15 protein-coding genes are annotated in these 18816 nt (G+C 70.3%); 10 read left to right on the forward strand and 5 right to left on the reverse strand.

Annotated features, from left to right (window positions below):
* The first annotated feature begins 9 nt into the window (after positions 1-9).
* From proB to OHA55_RS25495, 5 genes are all read left to right on the forward strand, one after another.
* On the forward strand, positions 10-1089 hold the full coding sequence (gene proB / locus OHA55_RS25475; RefSeq protein WP_266709979.1) for a glutamate 5-kinase: 1080 nt from the start codon (positions 10-12) through the stop codon (positions 1087-1089).
* A gap of 1 nt (position 1090) precedes the next feature.
* Complete coding sequence (locus tag OHA55_RS25480; protein ID WP_266709980.1) at positions 1091-2368, forward strand: glutamate-5-semialdehyde dehydrogenase; 1278 nt, start codon at positions 1091-1093, stop codon at positions 2366-2368.
* 105 nt (positions 2369-2473) lie between these two features.
* The gene (locus OHA55_RS25485; RefSeq protein WP_266709981.1) at positions 2474-3601 is read left to right on the forward strand and encodes a pyridoxal phosphate-dependent aminotransferase; all 1128 of its coding nucleotides are present in this window, start codon (positions 2474-2476) and stop codon (positions 3599-3601) included.
* A complete protein-coding gene (locus OHA55_RS25490) occupies positions 3598-4461 on the forward strand; it encodes a pyrroline-5-carboxylate reductase (protein ID WP_266709982.1) in 864 nt (287 codons plus the stop codon). Before OHA55_RS25485 ends, OHA55_RS25490 begins: the two co-directional genes overlap by 4 nt.
* Positions 4458-5744 (forward strand): MFS transporter, encoded by a 1287-nt coding sequence (locus tag OHA55_RS25495; protein WP_266709983.1) that lies wholly within the window; start codon positions 4458-4460, stop codon positions 5742-5744. Before OHA55_RS25490 ends, OHA55_RS25495 begins: the two co-directional genes overlap by 4 nt.
* 77 nt (positions 5745-5821) lie before the next feature.
* Here OHA55_RS25495 and OHA55_RS25500 read toward each other — a convergent pair whose 3' ends face one another.
* The gene (locus OHA55_RS25500; RefSeq protein ID WP_266709984.1) at positions 5822-6439 is read right to left on the reverse strand and encodes a hypothetical protein; all 618 of its coding nucleotides are present in this window, start codon (positions 6437-6439) and stop codon (positions 5822-5824) included.
* Positions 6440-6689: 250 nt separating this feature from the next.
* Here OHA55_RS25500 and OHA55_RS25505 point away from each other — a divergent pair, with 250 nt between their 5' ends.
* Positions 6690-7958, forward strand: coding sequence for a helix-turn-helix domain-containing protein (locus OHA55_RS25505; protein WP_266709985.1), 1269 nt, complete (start codon positions 6690-6692; stop codon positions 7956-7958).
* A 355-nt stretch (positions 7959-8313) separates the two neighbouring features.
* On the opposite strand, the gene OHA55_RS25510 is transcribed toward OHA55_RS25505, so the two are convergent.
* Together OHA55_RS25510 and OHA55_RS25515 are read right to left on the reverse strand one after the other, a co-directional pair.
* Positions 8314-11148: an FtsX-like permease family protein gene (locus OHA55_RS25510; RefSeq protein ID WP_266709986.1), complete on the reverse strand. Its 2835-nt coding sequence runs from the start codon at positions 11146-11148 to the stop codon at positions 8314-8316.
* Positions 11145-11822 (reverse strand): ABC transporter ATP-binding protein, encoded by a 678-nt coding sequence (locus OHA55_RS25515; protein ID WP_323180452.1) that lies wholly within the window; start codon positions 11820-11822, stop codon positions 11145-11147. Before OHA55_RS25515 ends, OHA55_RS25510 begins: the two co-directional genes overlap by 4 nt.
* Positions 11823-11951: 129 nt before the next feature.
* Between OHA55_RS25515 and OHA55_RS25520 the strand changes: the two genes are divergently transcribed.
* Entirely contained in the window at positions 11952-12554 is a 603-nt protein-coding gene (locus tag OHA55_RS25520) for a helix-turn-helix transcriptional regulator (protein WP_266709987.1), read from the forward strand.
* 78 nt (positions 12555-12632) lie between these two features.
* Here OHA55_RS25520 and OHA55_RS25525 read toward each other — a convergent pair whose 3' ends face one another.
* On the reverse strand, positions 12633-13625 hold the full coding sequence (locus OHA55_RS25525) for a LacI family DNA-binding transcriptional regulator (RefSeq protein ID WP_266709988.1): 993 nt from the start codon (positions 13623-13625) through the stop codon (positions 12633-12635).
* A 390-nt stretch (positions 13626-14015) separates the two neighbouring features.
* On the opposite strand from OHA55_RS25525, the gene OHA55_RS25530 reads away from it, so the two are divergent.
* From OHA55_RS25530 to OHA55_RS25540, 3 genes are all read left to right on the forward strand, one after another.
* Positions 14016-15707, forward strand: coding sequence for a discoidin domain-containing protein (locus OHA55_RS25530; protein WP_266711143.1), 1692 nt, complete (start codon positions 14016-14018; stop codon positions 15705-15707).
* Between the two features lie 198 nt (positions 15708-15905).
* The gene (locus OHA55_RS25535; RefSeq protein ID WP_266709989.1) at positions 15906-17276 is read left to right on the forward strand and encodes a DUF1996 domain-containing protein; all 1371 of its coding nucleotides are present in this window, start codon (positions 15906-15908) and stop codon (positions 17274-17276) included.
* A complete protein-coding gene (locus tag OHA55_RS25540; protein WP_266709990.1) occupies positions 17252-17821 on the forward strand; it encodes a DUF305 domain-containing protein in 570 nt (189 codons plus the stop codon). Before OHA55_RS25535 ends, OHA55_RS25540 begins: the two co-directional genes overlap by 25 nt.
* Before the next feature lie 299 nt (positions 17822-18120).
* Here OHA55_RS25540 and OHA55_RS25545 read toward each other — a convergent pair whose 3' ends face one another.
* Positions 18121-18741, reverse strand: coding sequence for a TetR/AcrR family transcriptional regulator (locus OHA55_RS25545; protein ID WP_266709991.1), 621 nt, complete (start codon positions 18739-18741; stop codon positions 18121-18123).
* Positions 18742-18816: the final 75 nt, after the last annotated feature.

The raw sequence follows: 18816 nt of genomic DNA on the forward strand, positions 1-18816 counted from the left end.
GGCAGTCCCATGTCATCCGACGCCCCCCAGGAACGCGTCGTCATCAAGATCGGAACGTCGTCACTCGTCTCCGACGGGCGGCCCGATCCCGGCAAGCTCGCCGCTCTGGCCGACGCGGTCGTACGACTGCGTGGCGAGGGCATCCAGCCGGTCGTCATCGGCTCGGGCGCGATCGCCGTCGGCAACGCCCGACTCGCCGCGTCCGGTACCGCAGTCGTCGGACCCGCTGCCCGCCAGGTCGCAGCGGCCGTCGGCCAAGGGCTGCTCTACGCCGCCTTCCACGATGCGTTGGCAGCCCGCGGCCTGGTCACGGCACAGATCCTGCTCACCCCGCCCGACCTCACCGGACCCGAGCACCGCGACAGCGTCAGAGCGATCCTCGAGAGTGCCCTCGCCGCTGGTCTCGTGCCCGTGGTGAACGAGAACGACGCGGTCATGGTGCGCAACAACGACGTTCTCGCCGCACTGCTCGCAGGCGTCCTGGGGGCCGACCGGCTACTCCTCCTGACCGACGTGCCCGGCTTGTACGAGAGCGACCCACGTCGTGACCGAAGCGCCCGTCGCATTCCGGAGATCGCCGTCATGACACCCGGGGTCGAGCGTCTGGCCGGGGCCGCGGCCGGGGGGCTCGGTACCGGCGGCATGGCCGCCAAACTGTGCGCGGCTTGGATCGCTACTCTCGCCGGGGTCCCGGTGGTCATCGCCGGGGCCGACACCGAGGACGGTGTCGTACGGGCGATGGCCGGGGCCGACATCGGAACTCTCGTCCACCCCCGGGCCCCGGAGCGGGACCCGGACCTCGGGCGGGTATGGCGGGCGCTGTCCGAGCCGCCGGCAGGCAGGCTGCTTTGCACCCCCGAGGGCGTCGCCGCCCTCGCCGGCGGCGGTGTGCTGACGGCGCGGTACATCGAAAGCCACGAGGGCGTTTTCGAGGCTGGTTCGACCGTCGACGCGGTCGATGGCGACCGGCGGATCATCGTCCGCGGACGGGCCAGGCTCGGTTCCTTCGAACTCCACGACTTCACCGACCCGGGTCAAGGCCCGGCCGTACTCCACCCCACCGATTACGTCACCCTTCCGGAGGCCTGACATGACCACCGTCCAGCACCCCACCGCCCTGTCCGTCACCGACGTCTGCCGCCGTGCACGCGAGGCCTCCTACACGGTTCGGGAGCTGACCACCGAGGTCAAGGACCGTGTGATCGCGGAGATGGCCGACGCCATCGACGCCGCCCACGAGTACCTGAAGGAAGCCAACGCCCTGGACGTGGCAGCCGCGCGCACGAGTGGCGCCTCCGCCACCCTCGTCGACCGGCTCACCCTCACGGACGGGCGCATAGCCGGCATGACCCGGGCCATGCGCACGATCATCGACCTGCCGGACCCGGTCGGCCAGGTCGTCGCGGGCCGAACCCGCCCCAACGGCCTCAGGATCGAACAGGTTCGTGAGCCCCTCGGCGTCGTCGCAGTCATCTACGAGGCCCGCCCCAACGTGACCGCCGACGTTGCCGCCCTCTGCCTGAAGTCCGGCAATGCCGCGGTACTGCGCGGCTCCTCGATCGCCCGGCACACCAACGCGGCCATCGCCGACGTGCTGATCGAGTTGCTCGCCCGACAGGAGGACGTGCCCACCGACGCCGTGCAGTTGATCCGCGACGTCTCCCGCGAGGCCGCCCTCGAACTGCTCAAGGCCGATGAGTACGTCGACCTGCTCGTGCCGCGTGGCGGTCCGGGGCTCATCCAGACCGTCAAGGACAACGCCACCGTCCCCACCGTGATCGACGGCGACGGCAACTGTCACGTCTACGTCGACGCCACCGCCGACCGGGACATGGCGACCGACATCGTGATCAACGGCAAGACGTCCCGTCCCAGCGTCTGCAACGCCGTCGAGACCCTGCTGGTCCACCAGGACCTCACCGACGACTGGCTGCCGGGCGTCCTCGACGAGCTCAAGGGTCTCGGCGTCGAGATCCGCGGCGACGAGACCGTCCGCGCCATGTGGCCCGACGCAGTCCCGGCGCAGGACAGCGACTGGGAGACCGAATACCTGGACCTGGTCCTCGCGGTGAAGGTCGTCGAGAACCTCGACGTCGCGCTGGCCCACATCAACACGTACGGCACCCGCAACGCCGAGGGGATCGTGGCCCAGGACATCGCGGTGGCCCAGCGGTTCGCCCGCGCCATCGACTCCGGCAGCGTCTTCGTCAACACCTCCACACGCTTCTCGGACGGCGGCGAGTTCGGCTACGGCGTCGAGATCGGCGTCGCCACCCAGAAGCTGCACGCGCGAGGCCCCATGGGGCTCGAGTCGCTCACCTGCGTCAAGAACGTCGTCTGGGGAAGCGGGCAGATCCGTGTCCTGTAAGCACCGGACCGCCCCAGAGCGGCACCAGCCGCAGACCTCCACCGGCCCGCTCACCACGAAGGACGCCAACCCATGACCGTGCGGACACTGAGGTACTCCAGTCTCATGGAATCCGTTTCGGAGGCCTCCTCGATCCGGACGAACAACCGGATCTACGAACTGCGGGCGGCCGGACTCGACATCGTCACGCTGTCACTCGGAGAGGCCTTCTTCGACCTTCCCACGCCTTCCTTCGAGGGCATGCCGGGCACGCAGATCCACCACTACTCGCACTCCCGCGGGGTGCCGCTGCTGCGCCAGAAGCTGGCCGGATACTACGAGACCTGCTCCGGCGCACCGGTCGACCCCGAGACGGAGATCATGGTCACGGCCGGGTCCAAGGCCGCGATCTTCATGACCTTGACCGCCATGCTGGACCCCGGCGACGAGGTCATCATCCCGGAGCCGCTCTGGGTCAGCTACCCGGACCAGGTGCGACTCGCCCGGGGAGTGCCGGTGATGACCCCGTGGTACGAGCAGGTGGGCGACCTGGAGTCGTACATCACGCCCCGCACCCGCGCGATCATCGTCAACAACCCGCACAACCCCAGCGGTCGCCGGCTGGGCGCGGTCGAAATGCTGTCGCTCCACGAGATGGCCGAGAAGCACGGTCTGTTCCTCATCTCCGACGAGGCCTACCACGAGTTCGTGCCCGAGGGTGAGGTATTCGTCTCCGCTCTGGAGCACGACCCGGAGAAGCGGCACACCATCGTCTGCAACTCGATGTCGAAGAACTACGGCATCTCGGGCTGGCGCATCGGCTACCTCATCGCCGACCAGCACTTCACACGCCAGGTCATCAAGCTCCAGCAGCACATGGTGACCTGCGCGCCGACCATCCTCAGCTACTACCTGGCCGAGAACTTCGAGGCGATCCTCGATCACACCCGCCCGCAGATCCGGCGGGTCGTCGCGACCCGCAACCGGATGGCCGGGCTGCTGGCGGACCGCGGGGTACAGTGCCTGCCGGGCGACGCCACCTTCTATCTCTTCGCCTCGTTGGGCGAATCCCGGCTCGACTCCACGGAGTTCGCCGAGCGGCTGCTCACCCGCTACGGCGTCGCCGTCGTCCCGGGCGCCGGCTACGGCGCCAGTTGCGACCGGTTCGTCCGCGTCGCGGTCGGTGCCGAGACCGAAGACCGTCTGGTGCGGGGCATGCACGCCCTTGCCGACCTCGTAGAGGCGACCCGATGACGGCACGCCGGTCGCCCGCCGACGGCACCGTCGCCCTCGTCGGGTGTGGTCGGATGGCCCGGGCCCTGGTGCACGGGCTGCTCGGCGCCGGGCACTCCCCGGAGCAGCTGACCGGGGTTTCCCGGACCGGTCGCGGAGCTCGTGCCCTCGCCGAGGAATACGGCATCCGGTCGGCCGACACGGTGGCCGAGGCCGTCCACGGCGCGGCCGTCGTCGTCCTCGCCGTCCACCCGCACGAGACCGCAGCCGCCCTCGACGAGCTGGCAGAAGCCATCACGCCGCAGCAGCTGCTGTTGTCGCTCGTCGCCTCCTGGCAGACGGAGGCTCTTGCCGCGCGTCTCCCCGGCGTGCCCGTGGTGCGGGCCGTCCCCAACGTGGCCGTCGCCGAACGCGACGGTGTCACCGTGCTCGGTACCACCCCCGACCGCACCGCCCTGGACACCGCGTGCGGTCTGTTCTCCGGGCTCGGTCAGGTCCTGGTCCTGGACGAGGACCTCCTGGAGGCGGTCAGCGCGCTGTCCGGGGCAGGCCCCGCGCTGGTCGCCCGCTTCGCCGAGGCACTCGCGTCGGCCGGCCGGACCCAGGGCATTCCGGCCGGTACGGCGGACCTGCTCGCCGTACGCGCGGTGCGCAGTACGGGCTCGCTCCTCGCAGGGGGCGCGACACCCGCGCTCGTGATCAACTCCGTAGCCTCGCCCGGAGGAATGACCGAAGTGGCGCTGGGCCGGCTCGACGAGGGCGGCCTGGCCGAGTCCGTACGAGAAGGGGTGGACGCGGCCGTCCGCCTCTCCTGCGGACGGCTCAACACAGCCGGAGTCCGCAAGACACCCCTGCCTCCCGTCGACCTGGAGCGAACATGAGCAGCAATCCGTCACAGCCGAAAGCACCGCTGCCGAAGGCCTTCCGGCGTGTCTGGGCAGCCGCTTCGGTGTCGTCCTTCGGCGACGGCGTCTATCTGACCGCCCTGCCCCTGCTCGCCGCAAGCCTCACCCGGGATCCGCTGCTGCTCTCCGTGATCTCCGCGGCGGCGCTGCTGCCGTGGCTGATGTTCGGCCTGGTGGGCGGGGCGCTGGTGGACCGGTGGGACCGTCGGCGGACGATGTGGCTGACCGACGCGGCCCGGGCGCTGCTGTTGTTCGCCGCCGTCGCCGGCGCCGCAGCAGGCTGGCTCAGCGTGCCGCTGCTGATCGCTCTGGCGTTTCTCCTCGGTATGGGGCAGATCCTTTTCGACACGGCCGCGGCCGCCTACGTACCAGAGATCCTCGACCGGGACGCCGCGTTGCTGAAGCGGGCCAACGCGCGACTGCGCGGCTCGGTCGACGTCCTCGACGGGTTCGTCGGACCGCCGGCCGGCTCCTTCCTCTTCACTCTGGGACGGGCCGTTCCACTGGTCGTCGACGCCGTGTCGTTCGTCTTCAGCTCACTCGTCATCCGCCTGCTGCCCGCCTCGCCCCCCCGACCGCGCGCCGACCGCAGGCCTCTGCTCAAGGAGGCGGCGGAAGGGGCCCGCTACCTTCTCCGCTCCCCCCTCCTGCTCGGCCTGTCCTTGCGCCCCGCGCTCGGCAACTTCGCCTTCAGCGCCGGCACGGCCGTCTTCGTCCTGTTCGCGCAGGAGGAACTGCACCTGGGGGCCACCGGCTTCGGCTTGCTGCTCACCTGCGAGGCCGTGGGCGGGTTTCTGGGCAGCCTGCTGTCGGGGCGTGTCAGCGACCGGCTCGGCACGGGCGGCGCGCTCATCCTGACGGCGGTGCTGCTCACGATCGCGCAGACCTCGATAGGGCTGGGCGACAGCGCGGTCCCCGTGGGCCTCGCGCTGGCCGTGCGCGCCGCGGCGCTGAGCGCGACCATCGTGCTGTCCGGCTCGGTCCGACAGGCCATCGTGCCGGGCGAGCTGATGGGCCGGGTGGCTGCGGCGAGTCGTCTGCTGGCGTTGGGGGCGGCGCCGTTGGGAGCCCTGCTCGGCGGCTGGCTCGCGACGGCGCATGGACTGCGTGCCCCCTATCTGGTGGGCGCGGTCTTCCTGGGGGCGAGCACGCTCATCAGCTTGACCATGACCTCCAACCGCAAGGTGGAGGCGGCATTGGCGGAGGCGGAACGCGTCAGGGCGACGGAGCGGACCGAAAGATCGGGGGCGGTGAGGTGAGGGTCGTGCGATGGAGCCGACGTGTCCGCCGGAGGCTTGCGGCCGTGGTGTACGCGGCCTGAGTCCTGCGGCACGGTCTAGAGCAGCCCTCGCCGACCCGCCAGGAATCCCGCTTGAAAGCGACTGCGTGCGTCGAGCCGCTCCATGAGCTGGGCCACGGACCTGCGGTACGTCCGAAGGGCCATGCCCATCTCGCGGGCGGCCGTCTCGTCCTTGCTGCCCAGTGCCAGCTGGCGCAGCACCTCGCGGGAGACGGCCGGCAGCCCTTCGCCTTCTGCCGTCTCCCGTCCGGCGGCTGCCGGCGGTGCGGTGAGGGAACGGGCCAGCAGAGGTGTGAAGGGCAGCCCGCGTCCGACGAGGGCGCCGTCACTGTAGTCCTTCTCGTTTCGGGCCAGGACGACGACGGACCGGTCGATGATCGCCATGCGGGGATTGCTCCAGGTCGCGTCGTGTACCTGCGCCCCGTCCATGGCCAGCTTCGCGAGTCCGCGGTCCAGCCGACCGGCCCGACCGGACCGGTCGCCGGGTACGTAGACCCGCACATCGACTTCGGGGTTGCCACTGACACCGCGGGCGGCGTCGAGGTCCACCTCGTCCTGGACGGGACTCGCGATGGGGATCGACAGGATGACCTCGTGGCGCGCCTCGTTGATGGCACGGCGCACATCGGCCGCCCCCACATAGTGCAACTGCATGGTTCCCCCTCGTTCCTTTACAGGGAAGATAGGGATCGTTGACAACAGCTGTCAACTTCTTGCCAAGTGAATGTCCGGGGGAGGGGGCCCGGTCGATCCACCAACGTGCCTTTCCAGCAATAGACTTATGACGGAAGGGGGTGGCCGCTCGAACAGGGCGTATGCATGATTTGAGTCAAGATCGGCGCTCAAGCGCCACGATGCCAAGCTTCCATTGACAGAAAACACGACGTTGGCCAGATTGACTTCCATGCCCGATCATCGCGATCCGCCGACGACGCAACCGGCGTTCGGCCGGAGACTCCGCGCCCTGCGAGTCGCACGCGCTCTGTCACAGGCCGAGCTGGGCGGCTCGGAGTTCTCGGCCGCCTATCTGTCGCGGTTGGAATCCGGTGCCCGGCCTCCCACGACACGCGTTCTCGAACACCTGTGTGCCCGCCTCGGCGTCGTGCCCGCGGACTTCGCTCCACCGGTGGGCAGCCTGCTGGCACGCGTCCTCGCCGCCGTCACCACCGTCCACGGATCGCCCCGCACGGCCGGCGAGCTGGAAGAGGCCCTCCGGCTGGACGAGGAAGCCGGTGCCGCCCTGCGCTGGCAGGCGCAATGGCTGCTCGCCGACTGCTATCACGCCGAGGGCCGACAGGACGACGAACTGCGCCTCCTGCGCGAACTCGTCGTCCTCAGTGACGCACTCGATCTTCCCTACACCCAGGCCAGATCCCGGATACGCCTCGCCCGCCGACTGTGCGCTGCCGGCGACCTGCCCGAGGCGCGCGCCGTGGCGGAACGCGCCCACGCTCTCTCCCTGGCCAACCGGCTGCCCCGTCAGGACATGACCGAAGCGGCCCTGACCCTCGTCTCCATCGATGCGGAGATCGGACGACTGACGGAGGCGCGGAACAGAGCCGACAGACTGGCTGACTCACTGGACGAGGTCACCGAGAACGGAATCGACGGCCTCCTGTCGAAACGTCTCCGACTGGACGTCCTGTGGAGCGCCGCCACCGTGGCCATGCGCCAGGGTGACTGGGAGGCCGCCGTCGGCCGTCTCCAGTCCGCCCTGGGCGGAATGCCGAGCAGCGAGGACCCGGTCCTCTGGCTGCGACTGCGACTCGCTGCGGCGACCATGTACCTCCAAATGAACCCACGGCGTACTGACCAGGCAGGACGCCACCTGGCGGAACTCGCCTCGGCGGTAGCCGTGGTCGGTACCTCCAGCCAGTATCTGGAGTTGTTGCTGCTCCAGTACCGACTTGCCTTCTACGAGGGCCGGGTCGCCGACGCCCGTGCCATCGACGCCCGACTCGGCCCGCGTCCGGAAGGAATGAGCCACCAGCACTTGGTGGTCCTGGCCGCCCTGCGTAACCAGATGGCCTTTCTCGACGGCAACCGCACCACCGCCGTGGCCGAACTCGAACGGATGGCCAAGGAGGCACACGAGGCCGGCACCATCGAACTCGCGGCCGAGCTCTGGCGTGCACTGGCGGAATCCCTTGCTGCCAAGCCCCAGGGAGCATGAAATGCGCTTCCGGACGGGCTGACGAGGCTCTCGACCCGTACGTGTCGCGCGGTCGGCGGCTGTGGAAGTCGGCGGTCCTGGAGGCCGCCGGACTCGGCGGTCAGGTGCCCCACGCACGAGGCGGTGCCGTTGGAGGGGTGCTCCACCAGATCAGGTCGACTCGCGCACCACGGTTCGTTCGGCACGATCAACGGCATCGCGGGGCCACCGTCGACCAGGCGGAGGAGCAAATGGGCGGCGGCGGTTGCCCGGTCGGCCATCGGGCCGGGCACCGAAGTCAGTGCGGGGCTGGTGTGGACCACGGATGCCATGTCGTCAAGGCCGAGGCCCCCGTCTGCCGAAAGCAGATGTTCCGTCACTCCGCCGCGGCCAGGTCGGCGGCGCTGATCCGGGAGAGCCCGCGGATCGGGACCGCCAGGGCCGCCACCACCAGGGCGGTCGCCGCGAGGGTGGCCAGCAGCGCGGCGGCGGTGACCGTGAACAGGTGTCCGTGCAGTACGCCCCGGCCGAGGGTCAGTACGCCGGCCAGACCGGCCACCGCGCCCGACAGGCCGCCCAGCAGGGCCAGTCCGATTCCCTCGTGGAGGGTCAGCTTCGCCAGTTCCCGGTTGCTCCAGCCGGTCGCCCGCAGCACCGCGAGATCGGCCGCGCGTTCGCGCTGCGAGAGGACCAGGACGTCGACGGCGCCGGCGGCTCCCAGCACCAGGGAGAGGGCGACGCTGAGATAGTCGGCCCCGCGCGCCTGCGCCACCACGGCGCTGCCGAGCAACGACCCGGCTACCTCGCCCCGGAAGGACAGCGTCAGGGCGAGCAGGACCGTGAAGGCGGCCACTCCCAGCGCCAGCCCCGCCGCACCCAGCAGCGTGCGGCCCCGCATCCGCAGCAGGTTGAGCACGGCCAGGCCGGCCACCGAACGCACCGGGCGTGCGCGGCGGGCCGCCGTCACCGGGGGCCGGACGGCTTCCATCGGTCCCAGCCGGGTGGCGAGCCAGGCGGGGACCAGGCCCGCCGCCGTGGCCAGCAGAAGCGCCACCGGAAGCACGAGGAGCGACTTGACGCCGGCTCCGGGCTGTCCGAGCGCCCGGCCCAGTACGTACGCCAGCACCGCGCCCGCGGCTCCGGCCCCCAGCCCGATCACCGTCAGTTCGCCGAGGACCAGGCGGAGCACCTCGCCGCCGCTCCAGCCGAGGCAGCGCAGCGTGCCGATCTCGGTCCGGCGCGAGCGCACCGAGGCCAGTGCCGCCTGGCCGAGGAAGAGGGCGCACACGACGAGGACCAGTCCGAAGAGCACCGCGCTCTTGGTGTCCACCGCCCTGAGGATGCGCAGGGCCACGCCCTTGGCGACCCAGCGCTCCGTCACCCGGGCCGAGTCGGCCAGTGCCACGGTCTGCGGCGCGGGTGAGCTGCCGACGGTGACGTCGACCTGGAGCCGGGGGTAGGCGGCCCGGATCTTCCCGGCCACCGCGTTCACCCGCGCCCGGGAGGCGGTGTCGACGCCGGTCACTCCGGCCACCCGGATCCTGATCGCGCTGACCGGCGCCTTGTCCTGGAGGCCGGGGACCCGACGGCTCTCGGTGAGCGCGGTGATGGAGTCCATCGTCGTCAGCATGGTGGGCGGAGGGCTGACGTAACCGCCCAGGTTGCGGTCGGGCTGCAGCGGTCTGTCGTGGAGCTTCGCCCGGGTCGCGCTGTCCGCACCGGTGACCTGCGGCGTCTGGTACGTCTCCAACGGGGTCTCGGACAGGGGCGAGAAGCCGGGCAGTCGGCCCGTGTCGTAGCGGCCGACCAGGCGGACGAAGGGATTGGGCAGACGCCCGGAGTCCTGTTGGTCGCAGGTACCCAGTCCGATGCAGTCCGTGGAGGCGTGGCTGGTCACCTTCCGGTACTGGGTGCCCTGGTGGTTCTCCTCGGGGACGTTGGGGAACGGCTGCTGGTTCGAGTTGGTGATCCACAGGTCGGGGCTCTGCGGCGGCTGCGGCTGCGCGGCGAGGTCGCCGTCGGAGGTGCGGCGGTAGGCGACCGGGCCGACCGTCCAGTAGGCGTCGGTGTTGAACGAGTCCTCGTTCAGTGCCTTCCGGTAGCCCTTGCTCAGGTCGACGCGGGTCCTGCCCACCGTGGTGCCGCGCAGGCTCCGGACGAAGCTGTTCGCCGTCGGGTTGCCCAGTTTCGAGGGCAGCTCGGCCGGGTCCCCGATGTCGAGCCGCTCCACGGTGGCGTCGAGTGTGCCGGTGGTGAGCGGGTTTTCGCTGAGCAGCGCCGGGATGTAGATGTCGCGCTGTCCGTGGACGCTCTTGGCGCCCCACACCCTCCACGGTTTGTCCCGCTCGGTGAGCATCCGGCCCGAGGCGATGGTGCCGCCCAGGCCCACCAGCCGGTCCTCGGCCACCGGGTCGATGGCGGACAGCAGTACGGGGTAACTGACCGGGACGTCGATGGTGGCCTTGTCCCTGCCCGACTGGCAGGTCATCCGTGAACTCAGGTCCGGGTCGAACGGTGACCTGTCACTGAGGTCCTCGGCGATGATGTTCGGCTTCAGCGGCAGGTCCAGGCCGAACTTCTTCTTTTCGGTCTTGTCCCAGTTGAGGTAGAAGCAGACGTCGTACTTCCCCTCGATCTGGTAGCGCTCGGTGCTCTTGTCGACCGCTCCCGTCTCCAGGGTGTCGGACTCGAAGAGGTCGTCCGACTCCGATCCCGAGGTCAGGGGGGAGCGGGTGAGGTAGACGTACTCGTCCGAGGTGCGGTAACTGCCCAGTCCGGAGGTGAGCGTGGGGCTGATGCGCAGGATCTGCCGGGACGCCTCGCCGTCCAGGAAGCGGGACACGTCCACGGTGACGGTGCTCGCCACCATGAGGTAGCCGATGTTGGCGACCGGCGCGGCCACGTCGACCCCGGCCATGCCGCGGATGCGGTCGTACTGGTCCATGGTGATGCCGCCGAACGTGCCGGACAGGAAGTTCGGCGCGACCAGTGAGCTCTGCCGCTCCACGTCCGTCTGCGAGTCGGGCGGGCGGACCAGGACGTCGTACGCGGACCGCGCGTTCTTCCGTACCGTGCCCACGGTGGTCGCCTGGCTCGTGCTCACCGTCGCGGTCAGCAGGGTGAAGCTGGTTGCCGCCACCAGGATTCCGGCGGCCAGGGCCAGTGCGCGCCCGCGCCGCCGCCGGAGCTGATCGAGGATCACCGTGATCACGGGCGCAGGCCCCCCAGCCGGTTCAGCACGTCGGCGGAGGGCGTGACCCGCTGGTCCGAGACGATTGTGCCGTCCTGCAGCCGCACCACCCGGTCGCCGTTGGCGGCGACCTCCGCGTCGTGCGTCGCGATCAGCATCGTCATCCCGTACCGCTCGCGCAGCGACATCAGCAGGTCGATGATCTCCCGTCCGATGACGCTGTCGAGGTTGCCCGTGGGCTCGTCCGCCAGCAGCAGACCCGGCCGGTTGATCAACGCGCGTGCGACGGCGACCCGTTGTTGCTGACCGCCCGACAACTGCGACGGCAGGGCGTCGGCCCGCCGGGCGAGGCCGACGGCTTCGAGCAGCTCCATGCCGCGCGCACGCCGGTCGAAGCCGACTCTGCGCGGCAGGACGGGGGCGAGGACGTTGTCCAGCGCGGTCAGCGCGGGCAGCAGGTGGAAGCGCTGGAAGACGAAGCCGATACGCCGCCGGTGACGGTCCAAATCCCGGGGCACCAGTGCCACGCCGTCGATCTCGACGTGTCCCTCGTCGGGCCGGTCCATGCCACCCGTCACATGCAGGACGGTCGATTTGCCGGCGCCGGACGGCCCGGTCAGCATCACCACCTCGCCGGCCGCGACCTCCAGGTCCACCTCGTCCAGCGCGGTCAGCCCGGGATACCGGCGACTCACCCCACGTAACGCCACGCTCATGGCCATTGATGCCGCCTCGCCCTCGTACCTCGCTCGCGGGCGCGTACATCGCCGCACCTGCATTGCGCCAATGCAGCGGTATGTTGTCACAATGTAGAAGGGACGTATATGCCGCTCCATCACGCCGTGCTCGCGCTGCTGACCCGGCGACCGAATCACGGGTACGAACTCAAGGTCCGTTTCGAGGAGACCATCGGCCCGCAGTGGGGCGGCCTGAACATCGGTCACCTCTACCAGATCCTCGAACGGCTGGTCCGCGACGGCTATGTCTCGCGCTCGCAGGTCACCCAGACCGACCGGCCCGACAAGAACCTCTACACGCTCACCGAGGCGGGCGAGGCCGAGTTGCGCTCGTGGGCGACCACCGCCTGGGTGCGCGTCGGCGGCTTCCGCGACGAACTGTTCCTGAAGCTCCTCGGCGCCTCCGCCCTGGGCCCGCAGGCCCTGACCACACTGATCGAGTCGCAGCGGCAGACGTACCTGTCCGAGCTCGCGGGCCTGGCGCAACAGCGCCGCGCCCACGCCGACGAGCCGCTGGTCGCGGTCCTGATCGACGCCGCCATCGCGCACACCAAGGCCGACCTGGGCCTGTTGGACAGCGCCGCACAGCATCTGGGCCCGCTCGCCGCGGCGCGGAGCGCGCAGGCGCCGGAGCGCGGACCTTCACCGGTGCGGGGCGATGCCGACGAGGCCGGGGCAGCGGCGGGATGAGAGGGGACCGCGCGGAGCCCGGTCAGGACAGTGCCGGGATCGTGCCGGTGATGTCGGCGGGCGGGGTGCGCCGGGAGATCAGGTCGATTCGCGCACCACGAGTTCGTTGGGCATGATCACCGGCGTCGCGGGGCCACCGTCGATCAGGCCGAGGAGCAGGTGGACGGCGGCGGTCGCCTGGTCGGCCATCGGGCTGCGTACCGAGGTGAGAGCGGGACTGGTGTAGGCCGCGGCTTCTATGTCGTCGAAGCCGATGACCGCCACGTCGTCGGGGACTCGTCGGCCCGCCCGGTGAAGGGTGCGCAGGGCTCCGATCGCCATCAGGTCGTTCGCCGCGAAGACCGCGTCGAGGTCGGGGTCGTCCTCCAGGAGTTGCCGCATGGCTTCGGCGCCGGAGGTTCGGGTGAAGTCGCCCAGAGCGACGATGGAGCGTCTGCCGGTGTCACGCAGTGTCTGGCGGTAGCCGTCGAGGCGTTCACGCGCTTCGTGGAGTTCGAGCGGTCCGGTGATGGTGGCGATCCGGCGCCGACCGCGCTCCAGGAGGTGACGCACCGCCAGCGCCGCTCCGCCGGCGTTGTCCAGCGCCACGTACGGGACGTCCTGGGCCCAGGTGCGGTTGAAGGACACGAGGGGCAGGCCCTGCCTCGCCAGGGCGGCCGGCAGCGGATCCGTACCGTGCAGGGCGACCAGGAGCACGCCGTCCACGTGTCCGCCGGCGACGTACTGCACCACCCGGGTTCGGCTCTGGTCGGATTCCGCGAGCATGAGCACGAGCCGTTTGCCCGCTTTCTCCAGCTCTCTGCTGACGGCCCGCACCACGGCGGAGAAGAGGGGGTCGTCGGAGACGACTCCTTGGGGCGGGTCGGAGACCACGACGGCGACGGTGTCCGTGCGGCGGGTGACGAGGTTGCGGGCCGCCCCGTTGGGCACGTAGCCCAGTTCGTGGACGGCGCGCATGACGACGTCGCGGATCTGCGGGGCGACCGTCGTCTCGCCGTTGATGACACGGGAGACGCTCGACTTGGAGACGCCCGCCCGGGCGGCGACCACTTCGAGGGTGGGGCGTCTCATGCGAGCCCGCCCGCCGTGTCGCCGCCCGGGGCCCTGTCGCCGTCAGGGGCCCTGCGCGGGGCGGGTTTTCTCATCGGGGCGACCTCCGGCTCTGCGTCAGGGCGATGTGAGCAGCGTATCCGCAGGCCGGCGCGGCAAGGGCAGGGTTCGGGTGCGTTCCGATCGGCGCCGTCCCCTCGTCCGTCGGTGCGTCAGATGACGTGTGGGGGACCGTTCCCTCGGTTCGTTCCAGGGGTGGCGGCGCTGTTTTTTCGAGGTGAAAGATGTATTGACAGTCCTTACGGGCCCCTCCATCCTCCCTTCCAGGGAGCGCTCCCTGGCTTCCTTCCTCTCCTTCCCCCACTTGAGGAGTCGCCCGTGCCGACCCTGTTGCGTCGCTTCGCCTTACTTCTGGCCCTCGTGGCCTCGACTCTCGCTTTCACCGCTCTCCCCGCCCCCTCCGCCCAGGCGGCGGAGGTGCTGCTCTCGCAGGGGAAGCCCACCACGGCTTCCAGTACCGAGAACCCCTTCGGCGCTCAGAGCGCCGTCGACGGTGACCCCGGGACGCGCTGGTCCAGCGCCTTCGCGGACCCGCAGTGGATTCAGATCGACCTCGGTGCCGGCGCCGGGATCAGCCGGGTCGTCCTCAACTGGGAGGCCGCCTACGGCAAGGCGTTCAGGATCGAGGTGTCCAGCGACGCGGTGAGCTGGACCGTCGTCCACCAGACCGCCACGGGCACCGGCGGCATCCAGAACCTTGCCGTCTCCGGCACCGGCCGTTATGTGCGCATGTACGGGACGCAGCGCGCCACCCAGTACGGCTTCTCGCTGTGGGAGTTCCAGGTCTACGGAACCACCGGCGCGGGCAACCCCGGAGGTGACACCAGTCGGCTTCTCTCCTACGGCAGGCCGGGCGCCGCTTCCTCCTCCCAGGCCGACTCGAACTGCTGGGAGTGCACGCCGGCCAGGGCGTTCGACCGGGACCCGGCCTCCCGCTGGGCCACGAGTCCCACCACGGGATGGACCGATCCGGGCTGGATCTCCGTCGATCTCGGCGCGACGGCACAGATCGACAGAGTCGTCCTGCAATGGGATCCCGCCTACGCCAAGTCCTTCCAGATCCAGGTCTCGCCGAACGGGGTCGACTGGACGCCGGTCTACTCGACGACGTCCGGCACCGGCTTCAAGCAGACGCTCGCCGTCTCGGGCACCGGCCGTTACGTGCGCATGTACGCAACGCAGCGCGCCACCGCTTACGGCTACTCGTTGTGGGAGTTCCAGGTGTACGGCACAGGCGGCGATCCGATCCAGCCTCCGCCCCTGCCGAGTGACCCCGCGAACCCGCCGCGGCTCGTGTGGAGCGACGAATTCGACGGCGCTTCGGGCGGCAAGCCCGACGCCTCGAAGTGGAAGGCCGATCCGGGCGTCGGGCCCAACAACGAGCTGGAGTACTACACCGACAACCGCAACGCCGCACTCGACGGGGCGGGGCACCTGGTGATGGAGGCACGCAAGGAGACCACCGCCGGGTCCTCGTGCCCGACCGACCCGCTGAGCGGCAGCACCACCTGCCAGTACACCTCGGCGCGGATGAACACCGGCGCGACCTTCCAGTTCACCTACGGGCGCGTCGAAGCGCGCCTCAAGGTTCCCAAGGGCAACGGCCTGTGGCCCGCGTTCTGGATGATGGGCGCCGACTTCCTGACGGGCCGCCCGTGGCCCTACAACGGCGAGGTCGACATCATGGAAATCCTCGGCAAGGACGTGAAGACGGCGTACTCGACCGTCCACGCACCCGCGTACAACGGAGGAGGCGGAATCGGCTCGCCGTACACACTGCCCGGGAACGCCGACTTCTCCGACGACTACCACACCTGGGCCGCCGACTGGACCAGCAGAGGCATCACCTTCAGCCTCGACGGTCGGACCGTCTTCACCCTCGACAAGGACCAGGTGGAGCAGACCCGCGGCCCGTGGATCTTCGACCACCCCCACTACATGATCCTCAACTTGGCGGTAGGGGGCGACTGGCCGGGCCCGACGGACGCCGGCACACCCTTCCCCTCCAAGATGCTCGTCGACTACGTGCGGGTCTACCAGTAGCCCCCGCGCTTCAGCACCGCACTCCCGTGTTCACGAAGTTCCCGGGCCGCTCCGCCCGTTGTACGGGGCGGCCCGGGCCACCTCGATCGCGCCGGGACACGGGCCGCCGTACGGCTCCGTCCCTCGACGTCGCCGCGCTCCGGCACGCAGCAGGTCTTCACCCCTCGGTCTTCACCCCCCCAGCCGTGAGGAAGTGACATGCGCAGATTTCCCGTTCCCCTGTACACCCTGTTGGCGAGCGCTCTGGCGGTCGTACTGGCCGCCGCACTGAGCCTGACCGTCTCGGCCCCTCGGGCGCAGGCCGCGACGGTCACGATCCAGGCCGAGTCCTACGCGGCCCAGTCGGGCGTCGCCCTGGAGGCGACCGCCGACACCGGCGGCGGGCAGAATGCCGCGTACCTCGCCGACGGCGACTGGATGCGCTTTGACAACGTCGACCTCGGCGGAGCCGGCCGGCTGACGGTTTCGGCCCGGGCCGCCTCCGCCGTCGGCTCGGGCACGGTCGAGCTGCGTACCGCCGCACTGACCGGGCCGCTGCTCGCCGTCATACCGGTCTCCCCGACCGGCGGTTGGCAGAACTGGTCCACCCTGACGACCGAGGTCACCACCCATCCCACCGGCGCGCAGACGGTGTTCGCCGTACTGCGCTCCACGACACCCGGCGACTTCGTCAACATCAACTGGTTCTCCTTCGCCGGCGAGGGCGACAGCGCGGCGGCCGGATGGGTCCCCGTCGACCAGGCCAAGTGGAACGCGCAGCTGGCGCAGTTCCGCGCGATGACACCTGCCGCGGTGCCCGCGACCACGGTCCGGGTTCCGGAGTTCAACGCCACCTGCGTCTACAGTCACTCCAAGCCGGACGACCCCATCGTTCTGCCGGGCCTGCCCGGGGCGTCCCACATGCACAGCTTCTTCGGCAACAAGAGCACCGACGCGTTCTCCACCCCCGAGTCGCTGCAGGCCAGCACGCCTACCAGTTGCACCCCTGCCGTCGACCTCTCCGCGTACTGGATCCCCACCCTCTACGAGGGCGACACGGCCGTGGAACCGGAGGGCATGATCGTCTACTACGGTTCCCGGCTCACCGACCCGGCGGCGACCGTTCCCTTCCCCCAGGGGTTCCGCATGATCGCGGGCAGCGCCAAGACGCAGACACCCACCCCGGCGGGATCACCGGGCCAGTTCTGGTGCGCCGGTCCGGGCGGTGAGACCGGACGCAGCGCCGACGGCAACTGGCCGGTGTGCGCCCCCACGGCCCACCTCACCCATCAACTGGTCTTCCCCGACTGCTGGGACGGCAAGAACCTCGACAGCCCCGACCACAAGTCGCACGTGGCGTTCACGTACGACGGCAAGTGCAGCGGCGCCTACCCCGTCGCCATCCCCAACCTCTCCTTCGTCACCAGCTACCCGACCAGTGGCGGTGCCGCCGGCTTCCGGCTGGCTTCGGGCATGGCCTCGTCCATCCACGGTGACTTCTTCAACGCCTGGGACAACGCCGCTCTCGGCCACCGTGTGAAGGACTGCATCAACCAGAAGGCCAAGTGCAACTCCGCCGGCACGTTCTGACCCGCTGGTCGGCATGGGGCGTGGCCCTGGCGCTTCCGGCTGTCGGCTGCACCGCGCAGCCGACAGCCGGAGCGCCTCCACCGGTCTTCAACGCCACCGACAGCGCGTGGATCCTCCTGATGATCCCCATGGCCGACCGTGCGCGGCTCCTGACCGATCTGGCGCCCTCCCGTACGACGGACCCGGCCCTGGCCGCCTTTTCGGCGGACACCGCATCGGCACTCCGCGCGGACCTGCGCCGCCTGCGCGCGGTGCTGAAGCTCTCGGGCGTCCCCGACACCCATCCCCACGAGGGGCACGACATGCCGGGCATGGTCAGCCTCGACACCCTCCGGAAGGCGGCCGACGCGAACGGCCAGGCGTTCGACCGGATTCTCATCGAAGCGCTGAGCGCCCACCTCGCGCAGTCCGGGACGCTCTGTGCCGGTGAGCGAGCCCGGGGCCGGGCGGACCAGGCGAAGGACCTGGCCGCGGCCATCGCGAAGAGCGCGGCGGTACGGGCTTCCCGGCTGGAGGAACTGCGCGCGGACCAGCCGCGGGTGTGACCGCACAGGTCGTCGACCGGGCCGTTTCCGCCCCCTGCCCGCTGGGAGAAGTGTCCTGGCGGGCAGGGCGGTGCCGGTCGTCGCTCGGCACTAGGCTCCCAGCATGTCTGGCGCTGGGAACGGCGGAGTTCCTGCGGGCCTGGGCCGCGCACCCCGTCTTCCGGCTGGTCAAGTGATCCAGGCGGCTCCGCGGCAGAGGTGGAGCCGTGACCTGGACCACCTGATCATGCGGCGAGAGCGGATCGACCGCCCGGCGGATTCCTTTCCGTCACGACCGCCGATCCGGCGAACCCCTGCTGTCACAGCATGGGATGGGAGGCCGTCGGCCGCCGTCGCACGGCGTCGGCGATGACCGCTGAGACGAACTTGTCGACGACTGCCGTGGTCGGCGGGCCGGGGTCGCGGTCCGTGAACAGGAGATGGCCGCCACCGACCAGGGAAAGGGTGAGCGAGTCGATGTCGGCGTCGGCCGCGATGCGGCCCCGTTCGCGTTCGTCGGTCAGGTAGGCGGAAACCGCGGTGGTCGCCTGGGCGAGGATCGCGATGCCGCCTCCGGGTGTGGCCTTCCGCAGTCGTGCGCGCAGCTCGTCCCGGAAGGTGATGAGCGGGATGATCGCCACCGGAATCGGTCCGAACAGGATGGTCAGCGCGCCGGTGAGGTTGTCGCCCACCGTGCCCGTACCTGCCGACTCGCGCAACGCGCCCGTCTGTGCTTCGAGTTGAGCGGCCCGGTCGAGTACGAGGTCGGCGAGGAAGGCGTCGAAGTCGGAGAAGTGCCGGTGCAGGACGCCCTTGGCGCATCCCGCCTCGTCGGTGACGGCCCGGCTGGTGAGCGCGTGCGGCCCGTCCCGCAGAAGTACGCGTTCGGCGGCGTCGAACAGCTGCTGCCGCGCGTCGCGAAGGTGTACCCCGGTCGGCACTCGCAGATCCTCTCGTACGTCGACAAGGTGGCGTCCGTTGTCGAGTGGGCATGTGCCCACTAAGGTGGGCGCATG

The organism is Streptomyces sp. NBC_00102 (genome assembly GCF_026343115.1).
Lineage (GTDB): Bacteria > Actinomycetota > Actinomycetes > Streptomycetales > Streptomycetaceae > Streptomyces.